Here is a 16,287-nt window from a genome sequence, read left to right as displayed (position 1 = left end):
GTTGGCGGGCGAAACTAGCCTCCCCGCCCCTGCCGTCAACACTTCGCGGCCAGGCCCCAAGGGAGCGAACAGTTTGTCACACGCCGACCACCCGCTGCTGCCCAGCCTTCTCCGCATCGCCGCGGCGCTGGAGCGCCTGGCCCCGCCGCCGCCGGCCCGGCCCGATCTGACGGGCGCCGATGCCTTCGTCTGGCATCCGGCGGCGCCCGGCGGCCTCCCCGCCCGGCTGGCGCCGGTGCCGCGGGTGGCGGCCGTCGAGATCGGCCTGCTGCAGGGGGTGGAGCGGGCCAAGGCGCTGCTGCTGGAGAATACCCTTCGCTTCGCCCGCGGCCTGCCGGCCAATAACGCGATGCTCTGGGGCGCGCGCGGCATGGGCAAGTCGTCGCTGGTGAAGGCGACCCACGCCGCCGCCAATGCCGAAGTCCCGGGCAGCCTGGCTCTCATCGAAATCCAGCGCGAAGACATCAAGACTCTGCCGGAGCTGCTGAACATCCTGCGCGACAGCCCGCGGCGCAGCCTGGTGTTCTGCGACGACCTGTCCTTCGAGCGCGAGGACCAGGACTACAAGGCGCTGAAATCGGTGCTCGACGGCGGCATCGAGGGGCGGCCGGCCAATGTGCTGTTCTATGCCACCAGCAACCGGCGCCACCTGATGGCGCGCGACATGATCGAGAACGAGCGCAGCACCGCGATCAATCCCGGCGAGGCGGTGGAGGAGAAGGTCTCCCTCAGCGACCGCTTCGGGCTGTGGATCGGCTTCCACAATGCCGACCAGGCAACCTATTTCGCCATGGTCGAGGCCTATGCGGCCAGCCTCAAGCTGCCGGTCTCGGCCGAGGAGCTGCATCGCGGCGCCGTCGAGTGGTCGGTGACGCGCGGCGGCCGCTCGGGCCGGGTGGCCTGGCAGTTCATCCTGGACCTGGCCGGCCGGCTCGGCGTAGCCATGCCCGGATGAAGGATGATGCTGCGCCGCAACCGCGCCAGCCGGCGCTGACGCCCCCCAAGGGGGCGCAGCGCCAGGGGCGCGTGTTTCTCAACCCCGATGGATCGCCGGCCGGCCACGAGCTGGCCGCGGTCTGGAAGATGATGCGGGAGGGCGGCGGCGCGCCCTGGCCCGACTGGATCGAGGACCCACCGCAGCCGGTGCCCATGGCGCCGCCGCCCGGCCATGCCTCGATCACCTTCCTCGGCCATGCCAGCTTCCTGATCCAGGTGGCGGGCGGGCCGAACCTGCTGATCGACCCGATCTGGAGCGATCGCTGCAGCCCCTTCGGCTTCGCCGGCCCGAAGCGGGTGCGGGCGCCGGGGCTGGGCTTCGACCTGCTGCCGAAGATCGACGCGGTGCTGATCAGCCACAACCACTACGATCATTGCGACATCCCGACGCTGAAGCGGCTGCAGGCGCGCTTCAGCCCGCGCATCATCACCGGGCTGGGCAATGCCGGGCTGCTGGCGAAGCACGGGATGGAGGATGTGCTGGAGCTGGACTGGTGGCAGCCGGCGCTGCTGCCAGGGGGATCGCTGGGCAGCCTGCCGGTGCATTACGTGCCGGCGCAGCATGCCTCGGCGCGCGGCATGGGCGACCGGGGGCAGGCGCTGTGGGGCGGCTTCGTGCTGGAGGGGCGCAGCGGGGCGCGGATCTATTTCGCCGGCGACACCGCCTGGGGGCCGCATTTTGCCGAGATCGGCGCGCGGCTGGGGCCGTTCGCCCTCGGCCTGCTGCCGATCGGCGCCTATGAGCCGCGCTGGTTCATGAGCAAGGTGCATGTCAATCCGGCCGAGGCGGTGCAGGCCTTTCTCGCCGCCCGGGTGGAGCGCGCGCTGGCGATGCATTTCGGCACCTTCAAGCTGACGCAGGAGGGCATCGACGCCCCGGTCGTCGAGCTGGCGCGCGCCCGCTCCGCGGCCGGCCTGGCGGACGAAGCATTCCGCGCCCCCGCTTTGGGCGAGACGGTCCTGCTGGCTTTCTGATGTGGGGGTCCGGGGGCATTCAATGCCCCCGGTGCTTACTTACTTCCAGATAAGATCCACCCCGAATTTCAGCTCCGCGGCGGTGTGGTCGAGCACCGTGATGATCCAGGCCCCGCCATCCGCATCGGGCCAGGTGATGGTGGTGCCGGCGCTGTTCTCGGTGATCTGCAGCTCTGCCTGCCGGCTGGCCGGCAGGGGCAGCAGGATGCGGTCCTGGCCGGCGACGAAGTCGGCGATGGTCAGGTGATAGGTGTGCAGGTTCGGCCCGCCGCCCTGGCGCAGGAAGGTGAAGGTGTCCTCCCCCGCGCCGCCAAAGGCCAGGTCATCGCCGCGGCCACCCTGCAGGATGTCGTCCCCGGCCCCGCCTTCGAGCCGGTCATTGCCGTCGCCGCCGGAAAGGATATCGGCCGCCTCGCCACCCTGCAGCCAGTCGTCGCCGGCCTCGCCGAGCAGGCGGTCCTGGCCGTCGCCGCCGACCAGCCGGTCCTGGCCAGCGCCCCCGCGCAGCAGGTCGTCGCCGCCGCGGCCGGCCAGGGTGTCGTCGCCCGCGCCCCCGGTGAGGCTGTTGTCGGCGTCGTTGCCGGTGCCGGCGAAGCCAGAGGCGCCGGTGAAGATCATGGTCTCGGTGTTGGCGGGCATGGTGTAGGCGGCGGCCAGCCGGACCGAGAGGATGTCGGTGCCTTCATTGGCCAGCTCGACGACACGGTCGGCGACATCGTCGATCAGGTAGGTGTCGTTGCCCTCGCCGCCTTCCATCAGGTCGGCGCCGGCCGCGCCGTCGAGGCGGTCGTTGCCGGCGCCGCCGCGCAGGGTGTCGCGGCCCATATCGCCGTAGAGGTAGTCGTTGCCGTCGCCGCCCTCGAGCAGGTCGTTGCCGGTGCCGCCATAGAGCCTGTCGGTCCCCACCCCGCCGAGCAGGCTGTCATTGCCGGCGCCACCCACCAGGTAGTCGTCGCCCTCGCCGCCTTCCAGCCGGTCGTTGCCATCCAGGCCGGAGAGGGTGTCGTTGCCGGCGAGCCCATCGAGCCGGTCGGCCAGGCTGTTGCCGGTCAGGCGGTTGGCCAGCGCATTGCCGGTGCCGGTGAAGGCGACGGCCACGCGGTTGGTCAGGTTTTCCACATTGTCGGCGAGGGTCAGCGCCGACAGGCCCAGGGAGAGGACGGTGTCGATGCCGGCCGCCTCGGCCTCCACCACCAGGTCGGATTGGTGGTCGACATAGTAGAGATCATTGCCGGCGCCCCCCTCCATCCGGTCGGCGCCAGGGCCGCCATCGAGCGTGTCATGGCCCTCGCCGCCAGAGAGGAGATCATTGCCGGCGCCGCCCAGCAGGCGGTCGTTGCCGATCCCGCCATCGAGGGTGTCGTTGCCGTCGTCGCCGAGCAGGACATCGACACCCGCCTCGCCCAGCAGGGTGTCGTTGCCGGCGGCGCCATCGAGGCGGTCGTCGCCCTCGCCGCCTTCCAGCCGGTCGCTGCCGGCCTCGCCGCGCAGGGTGTCGAGCCCGTCGCCGCCGAGCAGCACGTCATCCCCGGCGCCGCCGCGCAGCAGGTCGTCGCCGCCGAGGCCGGAGAGACGGTCGGCGCCGGTGTTGCCGGTCAGGGCATTGCCCAGCGCGTTGCCGGTGCCGGCGAAGGCCGTGCTGCCCGCCCAGATCAGCTTCTCGACGTTGTCGCCGAGGGTATAGGCCGCGAGGCCCAGAACCCGAACGGTGTCGATGCCCTCGTTGGCGAGCTCCACGACGACGTCGCCGGCCTGCTCGACGTTGAAAAAATCATCGCCGGGGCCGCCGAGCATGCGGTCGTCGCCGGCATTGCCGCTGAGGATGTCGTTGCCCGCGCCGCCTTCGAGGATGTCGTCGCCGCCGCCACCGAGCAGGGTGTCGTCGCCGGCCATCCCCAGCAGGCGGTCAGCGAAGGCGCCGCCGGTCAGGCGGTTGGCCAGCGCATTGCCGGTGCCGGCAAAGGCGCCGTTGAAGGCCACCACCAGGCGCTCAAGATTGTCGCCCAGCGTGTAGGTAGCCATCCCGGTGACGCGGACGGTGTCGATGCCGCCGCCCGCCAGCTCCACCACCACGTCGCCGATCTGGTCGACCAGGTAGAGATCGTCGCCGGTGCCGCCGGTCATGCGGTCGGCGCCGCCGCCGCCATTGAGCTGGTCGTTGCCGGCGCCGCCCTCCAGCAGGTCGTCGCCGGAGCCGCCGGAGAGGATGTCATCCCCCGCCTCGCCCGAGATCGTGTCGGCGCGCGCCGTCCCGGTCAGGCGGTCGGCCAGGATCGAGCCGGTCAGCGTCACCATGGGTCAGGGCTCCTCCGGGGCGCGGCGGCGCCCCGGCAGAGTCATTACAAGATAACAACGACACGATAAACCGATAAGTTGATAAAGCTTAACGCCCCGTGCCGAAAATGCGCTGCTCGACCTTGTCGCCGACGCGCAGGTTCAGCCGGGCGGCGGTGCCGGCGGCGAGTTCCAGCGTGGCGCGGACCGGGCCGCGGCTATCGACGGTGGCCAGGCTGAGCGGCACGGTGCGCTCGGCGATGCGGTGGATGCGGCCGTCCTGGGTGATGAAGACCATGTCCAGCGCGGTGATGGTGTTGCGCATCCACATGGCGCTCTCGCGCGGCTGGCCCCAGTCGAAGAGCATGCCCTCATCCGGCTTCACCTCGGGGCGGAACATCAGCCCGACGGTCTGCTGCTCGGGGCTCAAGGCCATCTCCACCGTGAAGGCATGGCGGGTGCCGTCGCGGGTGACGATGGTCAGGGGCTCGGTCGGCAGGCGGGGCTGCGGCCCGTCCTGGGCGGCGGCGGAGGAAGCCTGGAAGGCGGTCATGGCGGCAAGCCCCATCAGGGCGAGCAGGGTGCGGCGGCGCATGGCGGGCATCATGGCATAACTCGGGTGGGGGTTGGCAGGTCCTGCAGCGTGGCGGCGGCCAGATGGCGGATCTCGGTCCGCAGCGGGCCGGGGCGCGGGGCGTCGCGCAGGGTGGTGAACCAGGTCTCCGGCGGGTTGCGGCCGGCGGCGCGGTGGAAGGTCAGGCCGCGCAGGATCTTCTCCGCAGAATCCGGCAGGCGGGCGGGCGGCGAGAACCCGTTCAGCGCGCCCCAGGCGCCGGCCCAGCAGCGGGCGACGGTCCAGGGATTGTAGCCGCCGCCGCCCAGCAGGATCAGCCGCGGCGCCTGGTCGCGCAGCGTGGCCACCGCGCCGACATGCGCGTTGTTGGACAGCGACAGGCGGGCCAGCGGGTCTTCCTCCAGCGCATCGGCGCCGCATTGCAGCATGATGGCCTGGGGACGCAGGTGGCGGACCAGCGGCAGCACCGCCTGCTGCCACAGATAGGAGAATTCGACGTCGTTCAGCCCGGCGGGCACGGGGATGTTGCGGGCATGGCCGCCGGCGCGGTCGTCCAGCGCGCCGGTGAAGGGCCAGCGCCCGGCCTCGTGGATCGACAGGGTGAAGACCCGCGGGTCCTCGGCGAAGGCCTCCTGCACGCCATCGCCGTGATGCGCGTCGATGTCGATGTAGAGAAGGTTCTCCAGCCCCTGGTCCAGCCAGGCATAGAGGCCGAGCACGGCGTCATTGAGGAAGCAGAAGCCGCTGGCCCGGTCGGCCTTCGCATGGTGCAGCCCGCCGCCCGGGACATGCGCGCTGCCGCCCTGCGCGGTCAGCTGTGCCGCCAGCAGCACGCCCCCGGCGCCGGTGGCGGGGCGGCGGAAGATTTCGGGAAAGACCGGGTTGCCACGGGCATTCAGGTCGAAGCGGTCGCGCACCGCGTCGGGCACCGCCTGCGCCGCCTCGGCCGCCTGCAGCGCCGCGATGTAATCCGGGTGGTGGAAGCGGGCGAGCTGCGCCGGCGTCGCCATCGGGCTGTCGCGGTAGCGCGCCGGGTCGAGCCAGCCCAGCGCCGCGATCAGGTCCAGCGTGGTGGAGACGCGCGGGATGGCCAGCGGATGGCCGGGCCCATAGCTGGAGTTCCGGTAGATCTCGGAGCCGATCAGCCAGGGGCCGGGACGGGCATGCTGCGTCATCGCCGTCCTCGAAGCGCAGTCGCGCAGCGCTGGCAAGCCATCACGGCATCACGAAACTTGCGTGAAACCGACGGCCATGCCTAGAAACACCGCATCCGGGGGGAGCCTGTCTTGACAGGCTGAGAGGCAGGGATGGGCCCTGCGACCCCTTGAACCTGATCCGGGTCATGCCGGCGAAGGGATCGGAGGTCTGCCAATGCCGCCTGCGCTCGGCCTTGCCCTGCCCGGACTCCGCCTCGGCGGCCGGCCGGTGCTGGGGTCTTTCTCCCTGGACGTGGCGCCGGGCGAGGTGACTGCGCTGCTCGGGCCGTCGGGCGTCGGCAAATCCACCCTGCTGCGGCTGCTGGCCGGGCTGCTGCCCGCCCCCCCCGGCATGGTGCTGACCCTGGGCGATGGCGGCACGCTGGCCGGGCGCATCGCCTGGATGGGCCAGCAGGACCTGCTGCTCCCCTGGCTGACGCTGGAAGACAATGTCTGCCTGGGCGCGCGGCTGCGCCATGCCCGGCCGGACCGCGACCGGGCCCGCGCCCTGATCGCCGCCGTCGGCCTGGCGGGGCGCGAGGCGGCCCGGCCCGATGCGCTGTCGGGCGGCATGCGACAGCGCGCGGCGCTCGCCCGGACGCTGATGGAAGACCGCCCCTTCGTGCTGATGGACGAGCCCTTCTCGGCCGTCGACGCGCCGACCCGGCACCGGCTGCAGGACCTGGCCAGCGGGCTGCTCGCCGGGCGCAGCGTGCTGCTGGTCACCCATGACCCGCTGGAGGCGCTGCGCCTGGCGCATCGCATCCTGGTGCTGCGCCCCGGCCCCGAGGGCGCCATCCCGGAGGCGCTGCCGATGCCGCATCACCCGCCGCTGCGCGCCGCGCATGACCCCGAGGTGCTGGCCGCCCAGGCCGCGCTGCTCGAACGGCTGGCGGAGGCGGCATGAGGGCGCTGCTCGCCTTCGCCGGGCTGCTGCTGCTCTGGGAAGGCTTCGTCCGCTGGTCGGAGGTGCCGCCCTTCCTGCTGCCGGCGCCGCTGCGGGTGGCGGAAGTCCTGTGGACCCGCTTCGACATCCTCTACGGCCATGCGCTGACGACGCTGACGGAAATCCTGCTGGGGCTGCTGCTGGGGACGCTGCTGGGCTGCGCGGTGGCGCTGCTGCTCTCGGCCTGGCGCGGCGGGCGGCGCTGGCTGCTGCCGCTGCTGATCGCCAGCCAGGCGATTCCGGTCTTCGCCATCGCGCCGCTGCTGACGCTGTGGCTGGGCTTCGGCCTGGCCAGCAAGATCGCCATGGCCACCATCATCATCTTCTTTCCGGTGGCCACCGCCTTCTACGATGGCCTCCGGCGGACGGAGCCTGGGTGGCTGGACCTGGCCGCCACCATGGGCGCCTCGCGCGCCGCGGTGCTGTGGCGGATCCGGGTGCCGGCCGCCCTGCCCGGCCTGGCCTCGGGCCTGCGCGTCGCCGCCGCGGTCGCGCCGATCGGCGCGGTGGTCGGCGAATGGGTCGGCGCCTCGGCCGGGCTCGGCTACGTGATGCTGCAGGCCAATGGCCGCAGCCAGACCGACATGATGTTCGCCGCCCTCGTCATCCTGGCCGCCATGGCCATGACGCTGTGGTTCGCCACCGACCGGCTGCTGCGGGCGCTGCTGCCCTGGCAGCCCGACCAACTGTCCGAGAACGACGGAGAAACGCCATGACCATGCTTCCCCGCCGGGCGCTGCCGGCGCTGGCCGCCCTTGCCCTGCCCGCCTCGGCCGCGATGGCCCAGACGCCCGCGCCGGCACCGCAGGGCACGACCAAGCTGACCCTGCTGCTCGACTGGTTCGTCAATCCGGACCACGCGCCGATCGTGGTGGCGCAGGAGGCCGGCTTCTTCACCCGCGCCGGTCTGGAGGTGCGCACCATCGCGCCGGCCGACCCGAACGACCCGCCGCGGATGGTGGCGGCGAAGCAGGCGGATCTCGGCGTCTACTACCAGAAGAACCTGCATCTGGCGGTCGACCAGGGCCTGCCGCTGGCCCGCGTCGGCACGCTGGTGGCCACGCCGCTCTCGACCCTGTCGGTGCTGCGCGACGGCCCAATCAAGGCGCTGACCGATCTGCGCGGCAAGAAGATCGGCTTCAGCACGGCGGGCTTCGAGGAGGTCGCGGTCGACACCATCCTCGGCACCGTCGGCCTGTCGTCGAAGGACGTGACGCTGGTCAACGTCAATTTCGGCCTGTCCAGCGCGCTGATGTCGGGCCAGGTCGATGCCATCCTGGGCGGCTTCCGCAATTTCGAGCTGCACCAGATGGAGATCGAGAAGCGCCCCGGCCGCGCCTTCTATCCCGAGCAGCACGGCATGCCGATCTATGACGAGCTGATCTATGTCGCGCACACCGACCGCGTGCGCGACCCGGCGCTGCGCCGCTTCATGGACGCGCTGGAAGGCGCCACCACCTTCCTGGTGAACAATGCCGAGGAAAGCTGGAAGATGTTCATCGCGGGGCCCCGCCGCGAGCTGGACAACGAGCTCAACCGCCGCGCCTTCCGCGACACGCTGAACCGCTTCTCGCTCAGCCCGGCGGCGCTGGATGCCAACCGCTACCAGCGGTTTGCGAGGTTCCTGGCGGAGAAGAAGATGATCCGCAGCGTGCCGGAGGTGTCGAAATACGCGGTGGAGCTGCCGGTGGCCTGAGGCCGTCATCGGGCCGGGGGCGGCTGTCCCCCGGCCCGGCGGCGCGGGATGATCCCGGCCGCCCCGCGGCGGGGCTCATCAGGCCAGGGCCCAGCGCAATCCGCGATCGGCGATCAGCGCCAGCCAGGCGGTGAAGATCGCCCCCTGCAGCACCCAGGCGGCATTGCCATTGGCGAGCCCGGTGACGATCGGCGTGCCCAGGCATTGCGCCCCGGCCACCGCGCCGACCGCCGTGGTGGCGATGGCGAGGACGAGCGCCACCCGCAGCCCGGCGCCGATCACCGGCAGGGCCAGCGGCAATTCCACCTCGGCCAGGATGCGGAGTCGCCCCATGCCGGTGCCGCGGGCGGCATCCAGCACGGCGGGCGGCACCGATTCCAGCCCGGCGATGGCGGCGCGCAGCACCGGCAGCACGGCATAGAGGACGAGGGCCAGCAGGGTCGGCGCCGCGCCGAAGCCGAGCAGCGGCAGGGCCAGCGCGATGACGGCGATCGGCGGCACCGCCTGGGCCAGGGCGAAGAGCGCGTCGAACAGCGGCCGCAGCCGCTGCCCGGCACCACGGGTGGCCAGCACCCCGGCGCCGATGCCGATCAGCCCGGCCAGCAGCGCGGCGCCGAGGGAGAGCGCCAGATGCTCGGCCAGCAGCGCGAACCAGGAGCGGCTTTCCCAGAGCGGCCGCTGCAGCTCCGGGAACAGCCAGCGCCAGAGCGGGCCGCTATAGGGCGCCACGGCCAGCGCAGCGATGAAGGCCAGGCCATTGAGGAACAGCGGCACGAGGCCGCGTCTCATCGGGCGCGCACCAGATCGTCCCAGCGCAGCAGCGCATCGGGGGCGATGGCGACCGCCGGCTGGCCCTGCTCCAGCATCAGCAGCAGGGCTTCCTTCTGCGTGGCGCCCTCGGGCAGGACCGGCAGGGCGGCGGTGTCGCCGGGCGTCGCCAGCGCGGCGGCCGGGCGGGTGGCCAGGCGGTGCAGCGCAAGACCGCTCTCGCCGAACAGGCGGCGGATCTCCGGGCCGGCGCCCTCGGCCAGCAGGTCGCGCGGCGCGCCCTCGGCCAGCAGGCGCCCTCCGTCGAGCACGGCCAGGCGGTCGGCCAGGACCAGCGCCTCCTCGACGTCATGGGTCACGAAGAGGATGGTCTTGCCGGTCTCGGCATGGATGCGGCGCAGCTCGGCCTGCAGGTCGCGGCGGGTGCCGGGGTCGAGGGCGGAGAAGGGCTCGTCCATCAGCAGCAGCGGCGGATCGGCGGCCAGCGCCCGGGCCAGGCCGATGCGCTGCGCCTGGCCGCCCGAGAGCTCGGCCGGCAGCCGGTCGCGGAATTCCTCCGGCGGCAGGTTGACCAGCCGCAGCAGCGCATCGACCCGGGCGGCGATCCGCGCAGCCTCCCAGCCGAGCAGCCGCGGCACGGTCGCGATGTTGCGCGCCACTGTCCAGTGCGGGAACAGCCCGACCGACTGGATGACATAGCCGATGCCGCGGCGGAGTTCCTCCACCGGCTGCCCGGCGATGTCGCGCCCGGCGACCAGGACGCGGCCGGCATCAGGTTCGACCAGGCGGTTGGCCATGCGCAGCAGGGTCGACTTGCCGGAGCCGCTCTCGCCCAGCAGCACGCCGATCTGCCCCGCCGGCACTTCCAGGGTGACGCGGTCCACGGCCGGGCGGCCCTGGCCGAAGCGGCGGGAGACGGCCTCGAAGCGGATCATGCCCGCCTCTCCAGCGCGGTCTGGGCGCCGGCCAGCAGCGCATCGGCCGCCAGCGACAGCGCGACCACCGGCAGCACGCCGAGCAGGATCAGGTCGGCGGCCAGCTGGCCGATGCCCTGGAAGATCAGCGCGCCCAGCCCGCCGCCGCCGATCAGCGCGGCCAGCGTCGCCAGCCCCACCGCCTGCACCGCCGCCAGCCGCAGCCCGCCCAGCATGACGCCGGCGCCCATCGGCAGACGCACCGCGGCCAGGACTTGTCCTGGTGTCATCCCCTGCCCTGCGGCCGCTTCCAGCAAGGCTGGCGAGGCCAGCCGAAGTCCGGCCAGGAAGCTGGAAGCCAATGGCAGCAGCAGATAGGCGGAAATCCCGAGCAGCGCCGGGGCCGGGCCGATGCCGCCGATGCCCCATTCGCGCAGCCCCGGGAAGAACGCCACCAGCGCGCCGAGCGGCGCCATCAGCAGGCCGAACAGCGCGATGGAGGGCACCACCTGCACCGCATTGGCCGCGCCCATCAGCGCTGTCTCGGCGCGAGGATGGCGCAGCGCCAGCAGCGCGGCGGGGGCCGCCACCAGCAGAGCGAGAAGAAAGGCGCCGCCGGAGAGCGCCAGGTGCTGGGCCAGCGCCGCGCGAATCTCGGGGCCGCGCGCCGCCGCCTCCCTCAGCAGGGAGAGCGAGTCCAGCCCGCCGCCCAGCAGCAGCGCGCTGCCGCCGAGCAGACTGACGGCCCAGAACAGGCCGGGCGCGGCGCCGCGCCCAGCCGCCGCCGCGCCCCCTGCCAGGCAGACCGCCAGAAAAGAGATCCAGAAGCCGGCGGCGGGCATGGCGCGGGCCGCGGCGGAAGCGTCGCGCAGCAGGGCTGCCGCCGCCAGGCCGGCGGTCGCCAGCAGCGCCAGCAGCATGGCAGCCGAAAACAGTTCGGCGAGGCGCAGGCTGCGGGCGCGGCAGGCGGCCAGCGCCAGGCCCAGCCCGGCCAGCAGGAAGACCGCAACAGACAAAAGAACCGGCGTGGTCAGCGGCAGGCCGGCGGGGCGCGGGCTCAGCAGCCGGTTCGGCGCCAGGGACAGCAGGCCGAGCACGAAGGGCGCCGCCGCCGCCAGCGCCGCCAGCACCGCCGCCGCCGGCGCGCCGCGGCCCGGCTGGGCGGCGGGCGCCGCGTCAGCCCGGGCCAGCGCCAGGCTCAGCGGGACAGGCCCTTCAGATGGGCGGCCGCCACCGCGCGCAGCGCCTCGCCATCGACGACGATGCGGGCATTGAGCTTCTGCAGCACCTCCAGCGACAGCGAGGCGAAGAGCGGGTCGAGCCATTCGCCCAGCTTCGGCAGCCGCTCGGCCACCACCTGCCGCACCACGGGGGCCGGCTGATAGACCACCTGGGCACCCTTCGGATCGGCCAGCACCACCAGGTCGAGCGCCTGGATGGCGCCGTCGGTGCCATAGACCATGGCGGCATTGACGCCGTTCAGCTTCTCGGCGGCGGCGCGCATGGTCACCGCGGTGTCGCCGCCGGCCAGCACCAGCAGCCGCTCGGGCGGCAGGGTGAAGCCATAGGTCTTCTGGAAGGCGGGCAGCGCCGCCGGGCCCTCGACGAATTCGGCCGAGGCCGCCAGCTTGAAGGCGCCGCCCTTGGCGATATGGCCGGCCAGCCCGTCCAGCGAGGTCAGCCCGGCCTGCTTCGCCACATCCTGGCGCAGCGCGATGGCCCAGGTGTTGTTGGCCGCCGCCGGGCGCAGCCAGACCAGCTTGTTGCGCTCCAGATCGAGCGCGCGGACCTTCTCGGCCGCGGCGGACGGGTCGTGCCAGGCCGGGTCGCTTTCCATCTGGAAGAAGAAGGCGCCATTGCCGGTGTATTCGGGATAGAGGTCGAGCTCGCCGGCCAGCAGCGCCTGGCGGACGATCCGCGTCGGGCCGAGCTGCAGGCGGCGGTTCATGGTGACGCCCTCGGCCTCCAGCCGCTGGGCGATCATCTCGCCGAGCAGCGCGCCCTCGGTGTCGAGCTTGGAGCCGACGGTGACGGCCTGGCCCTGGGCTTGCGCCTGGGACGGGGCCGCGCCGGCCAGCGCCAGGGCGGGGATGGCCAGAAGGCTGGCGCGGCGGGTCAGCCCGGCCCCTTGCATCGGCTGATGGCGCATCGTCGGCACTCCCTACGGCGATTCGGCTGCAGTTTGGGCGGCCCGCGCCGCGAATTCCAGCCACCCGCAACGGGTAACGCCGCAGCGCGCGCCTGGTCACGGGAGATTGCCCCCGGCGTTGCGCCTTCCTGCTTGGGCATCCCCCTGGGCATCCCCCCTGGGTATCCCCCTGGGCATCGCGCCGCCCTGCTGTAAGCTCGGCGCCATGGCCATCGCCCTGTCGATCCTTGACCAGTCCACCATCGCCAGCGGCCGCGGCGCCGATGCGGCGATCCGTGAAAGCCTCGCCCTTGCCCAGCTGGCCGACGAACTCGGCTATGCCCGCTACTGGCTGGCCGAGCACCACAACAGCGAGAGCCATGGCGGCAGCGCGCCCGAGATCCTGATCGCCGCCATCGCCGCCACCACGCGGCGCATCCGCATCGGCTCGGCCGGCGTCATGCTGCCGCATTACGCGGCGCTGAAGGTGGCCGAGCAGTTCCGCGTGCTGGAGGCGATCGCGCCCGGCCGGATCGATCTCGGCCTGGGGCGGGCGCCGGGCAGCGACGGGCGCACCGCCTATGCGCTGAACCCGGCCGCCGCGCAGAGCGGCGCCGACCGCTTCCCCGCCCAGGTGCAGGAGGTGCTGGGCTGGCTTGGCGACGGGCTGCCGGTGAACCACCCCTTCGCCAGCATCCGCGCCCAGCCCGAGGTGCCAACCCGGCCGGAGGTCTGGATGCTGGGCAGCTCGGAATACGGCGCGCAGCTCGCCGGCTATCTGGGCCTGCCCTATTGCTTCGCGCATTTCATCACCGATGGCGGCGGGGCGGAACTCGCCCTGGCGCAGTATCGCCAGAGTTTCCGCCCCCTGCCCGGCCGGCTGCAGGCGCCGCATGCGGCGCTGGCGGTCTTCGCCCTCTGCGCCGGGACCGAGGCCGAGGCGCAGCGCCTCTTCTCCTCGCGCGCGCTGTGGCGGCTGTCGCGCGACCGCGGCATCTACCCGCCGCTGCCCAGCCCCGAGGAGGCCGCCGCCCACCCCTATTCCGAGGCCGACCGGCAGAAGATCGAGCGGATGCAGGCGCGCGCCCTCATCGGCACGCCGGACCGGGTCCGCGCCCGGCTGGAGGCGCTGGCGGAGGAGCTCGGCGCGCAGGAGGTGGCCGTGCTGACGCCGGTGCACGACCCGGCGGCGCGGCGCGACTCCATCCGCCTGCTGGCCCGGGCCTTCGGCCTGGCCGGTGCCGCCGCGGCATGAGGGCAGCGCGCTCCAGACCTCGGCCGGCGGAGCTTTCCTTGACATCCGGGGCAGAGCCGCGCTCTACCCCCCCTCTGGGTCGCGGCGGCTGGCGCGGCGTACCGAAGCGGGGCCTCGCGCAAACCCTCCGATGACCAAGAAAACGGGCGGCTGGCTCGAAAGCATCAAGACCGTGGTTTATGCCGGGCTCATCGCCATCGGCATCCGCACCGTGGCCTTCGAGCCCTTCAACATCCCCTCGGGCAGCATGATCCCCACCCTGCTGGTGGGCGACTACCTGTTCGTCTCGAAATACGCCTATGGCTATTCGCGGCATTCGATGCCGTTCAGCCCGAACCTGTTCGAGGGCCGGGTGATGGGCGCGCTGCCGGCGCGCGGCGACGTCGCCGTCTTCAAGTATCCGCGCGACAACAGCACCGACTACATCAAGCGGATCATCGGCCTGCCGGGCGACCGCATCCAGATGCGCGGCGGCCGGCTGTTCCTGAACGGCACCGAGGTGCCGCGCGAGAGCCTCGGCCTCTACACGGTCGAGGGCGACGGGCCGCGCATGACCGTCCGCCGCTACCGCGAGGCGCTGCCGCCGGCCGGCACCGGCGCGATCGTCCGCCACGAGATCCTCGAGGCCTCCGACGACGGGCCCTACGACAACACCGCCGAATTCGTCGTGCCCCCCGACCATGTCTTCGCCATGGGCGACAACCGCGACAACAGCCTCGACAGCCGCGAGATGAACGCGGTGGGCTTCGTCCCGGTCGAGAACCTGGTCGGCCGCGCCGAGATGATCTTCTTCAGCGTCGACGGCACAGCTGCCTGGTGGGAAGTCTGGGCCTGGCCGTTTGCCATCCGCTGGAACCGCCTGTTCTCGGCGGTGCGGTGAGGACCCGGTTCGCATGAGCAACGCTGGTCCCGCGCTGCCGGCCGGGGCCGGCTTCATGTCCCGGCTGGGTCATCGCTTCAACGACCCGGGCCTGCTGTCGCAGGCCCTGACACATCGCTCGGCCGCCGATCCGCGCCGGCAGATGCTCGATTCCAACGAGCGGCTGGAATTCCTCGGCGACCGCGTGCTGGCGCTGGTGATGGCCGAATGGCTGTCCGAGCGCTTCCCCAACGAGCGCGAAGGCGCGCTAGGCAAGCGGCTTTCCGTCCTGGTCGCCGCCGAGACCCTGGCCAAGGTCGGCGAGGCGATCGGCCTGCCCGCCGCGCTGCGCATCCCCCCGGCCGAGGGCCGCACCGGCCTGCGCGGCCGCGCCACGGTCATCGCCGATGCCACCGAGGCGCTGATCGGCGCCCTCTATCTCGATGGCGGCCTGGAGCCGGCGCGCCGCTTCATCCGTGCCGAATGGCCGGGCTTCCTGGAAGCCGACCACACCCCCCCCATGTCAGCCAAGAGCCGGCTGCAGGAACACACGCTCGGCCGCGCCGAGGGCCTCCCCGCCTACCGCCTGGTCTCCGCCTCCGGCCCCTCGCACCAGCCGCTCTTCGTGGTGGCGGTGCGGGCCGGCGGGCGCGAGGCGCAGGGCCAGGGCGATTCCAAGCGCGCCGCCGAGCAGGCCGCCGCCGAGGCCTGGCTGGCGGCAATGGACAGCAGCACAGCATCATGACCGACGAAACACCTCCCCCCCCGCCTGCTCCCCCGGCCTCTCCCGCCGCCGAGGCGCCGATCCCGGGCCAGACCCGCTGCGGCCTGGTCGCCGTGGTCGGCGCGCCGAATGCCGGCAAGTCGACCCTGGTCAACCGCCTGGCCGGCACCAAGGTCAGCATCGTCTCGCCGAAGCCGCAGACCACGCGCTTCCGCATCCGCGCCGTGGTGATGCAGGGCCAGACGCAGATCGTGCTGACCGACACGCCGGGCATCTTCGCCCCCCGCCGGCGGCTGGACCGCGCCATGGTCGCCGCCGCCTGGGAAGGCGCCCAGGATGCCGATGTCGCGCTGCTGATCGTCGATGCCCGCGCCGGCATGACCGAGGCGGTGCAGTCGATTATTTCTGTTCTTAAGCGGTCGCGGGTTCCCATCTGGCTTGTCCTGAACAAGTCCGACCTGATCGACACCAAGCGGCTGCTGCCGCTGACCGCCTCGCTGAACGAGCAGCTCTCCTTCGAGGAGACCTTCATGATCAGCGCCGAGACCGGCGACGGGCTCGACCGGCTGCTGCAGGCGCTGGCCGGCCGGCTGCCCTACGGCCCCTGGCTGTTCCCGGAGGACGAGCTCTCCGACCTGCCCGAGCGGATGCTGGCGGCCGAGATCGTGCGCGAGCAGATCCTGCGCCAGACGCATGAGGAAGTGCCGCACCACGCAACGGTCGAGACCGAGCAGTGGCAGGAGCGGCGCGACGGCTCGGTGCGGATCGACTGCACCATCTATGTGGGCCGCGCCACGCAGAAGGCGATCCTGATCGGCGATGGCGGCGCCCGCGTGCGCGAGATCGGCAAGCGGGCCCGCTCCGAGCTCGAGCGGCTGCTGGAGCGCCGCGTCCACCTGTTCCTGAACGTCAAGGAACGCCATGGCTGGGACGAGGAACGGGCGCGGCTGCGCGCCATCGGCCTGGACGATGCCGGCTAACG

At 72.5% G+C, this 16,287-nt stretch carries 16 protein-coding genes and 1 riboswitch; of the genes, 9 read left to right on the top strand and 7 right to left on the bottom strand.

Annotation, left to right across the window (positions count from 1 at the left end):
- Positions 1-73 precede the first annotated feature (73 nt).
- Both WFI16_RS05495 and WFI16_RS05490 read left to right on the top strand, forming a co-directional pair.
- Positions 74-955 (top strand): ATP-binding protein, encoded by an 882-nt coding sequence (locus tag WFI16_RS05495; protein WP_419896782.1) that lies wholly within the window; start codon positions 74-76, stop codon positions 953-955.
- Entirely contained in the window at positions 952-1,971 is a 1,020-nt protein-coding gene (locus WFI16_RS05490; RefSeq protein WP_419896781.1) for an MBL fold metallo-hydrolase, read from the top strand. Before WFI16_RS05495 ends, WFI16_RS05490 begins: the two co-directional genes overlap by 4 nt.
- A 39-nt stretch (positions 1,972-2,010) precedes the next feature.
- Here the strand turns inward: WFI16_RS05490 and WFI16_RS05485 are convergent, their stop codons facing one another.
- From WFI16_RS05485 to WFI16_RS05475, 3 genes are all read right to left on the bottom strand, one after another.
- Positions 2,011-4,266 (bottom strand): calcium-binding protein, encoded by a 2,256-nt coding sequence (locus WFI16_RS05485; RefSeq protein WP_419896780.1) that lies wholly within the window; start codon positions 4,264-4,266, stop codon positions 2,011-2,013.
- An 88-nt stretch (positions 4,267-4,354) separates the two neighbouring features.
- Complete coding sequence (locus WFI16_RS05480) at positions 4,355-4,840, bottom strand: DUF192 domain-containing protein (protein WP_419896779.1); 486 nt, start codon at positions 4,838-4,840, stop codon at positions 4,355-4,357.
- An 8-nt stretch (positions 4,841-4,848) separates the two neighbouring features.
- Positions 4,849-5,994, bottom strand: a complete 1,146-nt coding sequence (locus WFI16_RS05475) for an acetoin utilization protein AcuC (protein WP_419896778.1) — start codon at positions 5,992-5,994, stop codon at positions 4,849-4,851.
- Positions 5,995-6,082: 88 nt separating this feature from the next.
- Positions 6,083-6,194: riboswitch (TPP riboswitch) on the top strand.
- Between WFI16_RS05475 and WFI16_RS05470 the strand changes: the two genes are divergently transcribed.
- The 3 genes from WFI16_RS05470 (at position 6,191) to WFI16_RS05460 (ending at position 8,657) form a co-directional block, all read left to right on the top strand.
- Positions 6,191-6,922 carry an ABC transporter ATP-binding protein gene (locus WFI16_RS05470; protein ID WP_419896777.1) on the top strand — a complete coding sequence of 244 codons (732 nt, stop codon included), beginning with the start codon at positions 6,191-6,193 and terminating at the stop codon, positions 6,920-6,922. (Overlaps the previous riboswitch by 4 nt.)
- Entirely contained in the window at positions 6,919-7,677 is a 759-nt protein-coding gene (locus WFI16_RS05465; protein WP_419896776.1) for an ABC transporter permease, read from the top strand. Before WFI16_RS05470 ends, WFI16_RS05465 begins: the two co-directional genes overlap by 4 nt.
- A complete protein-coding gene (locus tag WFI16_RS05460) occupies positions 7,674-8,657 on the top strand; it encodes an ABC transporter substrate-binding protein (RefSeq protein ID WP_419896775.1) in 984 nt (327 codons plus the stop codon). Before WFI16_RS05465 ends, WFI16_RS05460 begins: the two co-directional genes overlap by 4 nt.
- Positions 8,658-8,735: 78 nt before the next feature.
- On the opposite strand, the gene WFI16_RS05455 is transcribed toward WFI16_RS05460, so the two are convergent.
- From WFI16_RS05455 to osmF, 4 genes are all read right to left on the bottom strand, one after another.
- The gene (locus tag WFI16_RS05455) at positions 8,736-9,446 is read right to left on the bottom strand and encodes an ABC transporter permease (RefSeq protein ID WP_419896774.1); all 711 of its coding nucleotides are present in this window, start codon (positions 9,444-9,446) and stop codon (positions 8,736-8,738) included.
- Complete coding sequence (locus tag WFI16_RS05450; protein WP_419896773.1) at positions 9,443-10,360, bottom strand: ABC transporter ATP-binding protein; 918 nt, start codon at positions 10,358-10,360, stop codon at positions 9,443-9,445. Before WFI16_RS05450 ends, WFI16_RS05455 begins: the two co-directional genes overlap by 4 nt.
- Positions 10,357-11,469 carry an ABC transporter permease gene (locus WFI16_RS05445; RefSeq protein WP_419896772.1) on the bottom strand — a complete coding sequence of 371 codons (1,113 nt, stop codon included), beginning with the start codon at positions 11,467-11,469 and terminating at the stop codon, positions 10,357-10,359. Before WFI16_RS05445 ends, WFI16_RS05450 begins: the two co-directional genes overlap by 4 nt.
- Before the next feature lie 68 nt (positions 11,470-11,537).
- Positions 11,538-12,488 carry a glycine betaine ABC transporter substrate-binding protein OsmF gene (gene osmF / locus WFI16_RS05440; protein WP_419896771.1) on the bottom strand — a complete coding sequence of 317 codons (951 nt, stop codon included), beginning with the start codon at positions 12,486-12,488 and terminating at the stop codon, positions 11,538-11,540.
- A 205-nt stretch (positions 12,489-12,693) separates the two neighbouring features.
- Here osmF and WFI16_RS05435 point away from each other — a divergent pair, with 205 nt between their 5' ends.
- From WFI16_RS05435 to era, 4 genes are all read left to right on the top strand, one after another.
- Positions 12,694-13,722: an LLM class flavin-dependent oxidoreductase gene (locus WFI16_RS05435; protein ID WP_419896770.1), complete on the top strand. Its 1,029-nt coding sequence runs from the start codon at positions 12,694-12,696 to the stop codon at positions 13,720-13,722.
- Positions 13,723-13,852: 130 nt separating this feature from the next.
- The gene (gene lepB, locus WFI16_RS05430; RefSeq protein ID WP_419896769.1) at positions 13,853-14,602 is read left to right on the top strand and encodes a signal peptidase I; all 750 of its coding nucleotides are present in this window, start codon (positions 13,853-13,855) and stop codon (positions 14,600-14,602) included.
- Between the two features lie 13 nt (positions 14,603-14,615).
- Positions 14,616-15,326, top strand: a complete 711-nt coding sequence (gene rnc / locus WFI16_RS05425; protein ID WP_419896768.1) for a ribonuclease III — start codon at positions 14,616-14,618, stop codon at positions 15,324-15,326.
- On the top strand, positions 15,323-16,285 hold the full coding sequence (gene era, locus WFI16_RS05420) for a GTPase Era (protein ID WP_419896767.1): 963 nt from the start codon (positions 15,323-15,325) through the stop codon (positions 16,283-16,285). Before rnc ends, era begins: the two co-directional genes overlap by 4 nt.
- Positions 16,286-16,287 lie beyond the last annotated feature (2 nt).

Origin of the sequence: Roseomonas sp. USHLN139 (assembly GCF_037145735.1) — a bacterium.
GTDB lineage: Bacteria > Pseudomonadota > Alphaproteobacteria > Acetobacterales > Acetobacteraceae > Pseudoroseomonas.
This window is presented reverse-complemented; position numbering and strand designations above follow the sequence as displayed.

Coding starts and splice junctions, on each gene's coding strand:
- WFI16_RS05490 (WP_419896781.1), top strand. CDS start 952: ATGAAGGATGATGCTGCGCCGCAACCGCGCCAGCCGGCGCTGACGCCC.
- WFI16_RS05485 (WP_419896780.1), bottom strand. CDS start 4,266: ATGGTGACGCTGACCGGCTCGATCCTGGCCGACCGCCTGACCGGGACG.
- WFI16_RS05480 (WP_419896779.1), bottom strand. CDS start 4,840: ATGCGCCGCCGCACCCTGCTCGCCCTGATGGGGCTTGCCGCCATGACC.
- WFI16_RS05475 (WP_419896778.1), bottom strand. CDS start 5,994: ATGACGCAGCATGCCCGTCCCGGCCCCTGGCTGATCGGCTCCGAGATC.
- WFI16_RS05470 (WP_419896777.1), top strand. CDS start 6,191: ATGCCGCCTGCGCTCGGCCTTGCCCTGCCCGGACTCCGCCTCGGCGGC.
- WFI16_RS05465 (WP_419896776.1), top strand. CDS start 6,919: ATGAGGGCGCTGCTCGCCTTCGCCGGGCTGCTGCTGCTCTGGGAAGGC.
- WFI16_RS05460 (WP_419896775.1), top strand. CDS start 7,674: ATGACCATGCTTCCCCGCCGGGCGCTGCCGGCGCTGGCCGCCCTTGCC.
- WFI16_RS05455 (WP_419896774.1), bottom strand. CDS start 9,446: ATGAGACGCGGCCTCGTGCCGCTGTTCCTCAATGGCCTGGCCTTCATC.
- WFI16_RS05450 (WP_419896773.1), bottom strand. CDS start 10,360: ATGATCCGCTTCGAGGCCGTCTCCCGCCGCTTCGGCCAGGGCCGCCCG.
- osmF (WP_419896771.1), bottom strand. CDS start 12,488: ATGCGCCATCAGCCGATGCAAGGGGCCGGGCTGACCCGCCGCGCCAGC.
- WFI16_RS05435 (WP_419896770.1), top strand. CDS start 12,694: ATGGCCATCGCCCTGTCGATCCTTGACCAGTCCACCATCGCCAGCGGC.
- lepB (WP_419896769.1), top strand. CDS start 13,853: ATGACCAAGAAAACGGGCGGCTGGCTCGAAAGCATCAAGACCGTGGTT.
- rnc (WP_419896768.1), top strand. CDS start 14,616: ATGAGCAACGCTGGTCCCGCGCTGCCGGCCGGGGCCGGCTTCATGTCC.
- era (WP_419896767.1), top strand. CDS start 15,323: ATGACCGACGAAACACCTCCCCCCCCGCCTGCTCCCCCGGCCTCTCCC.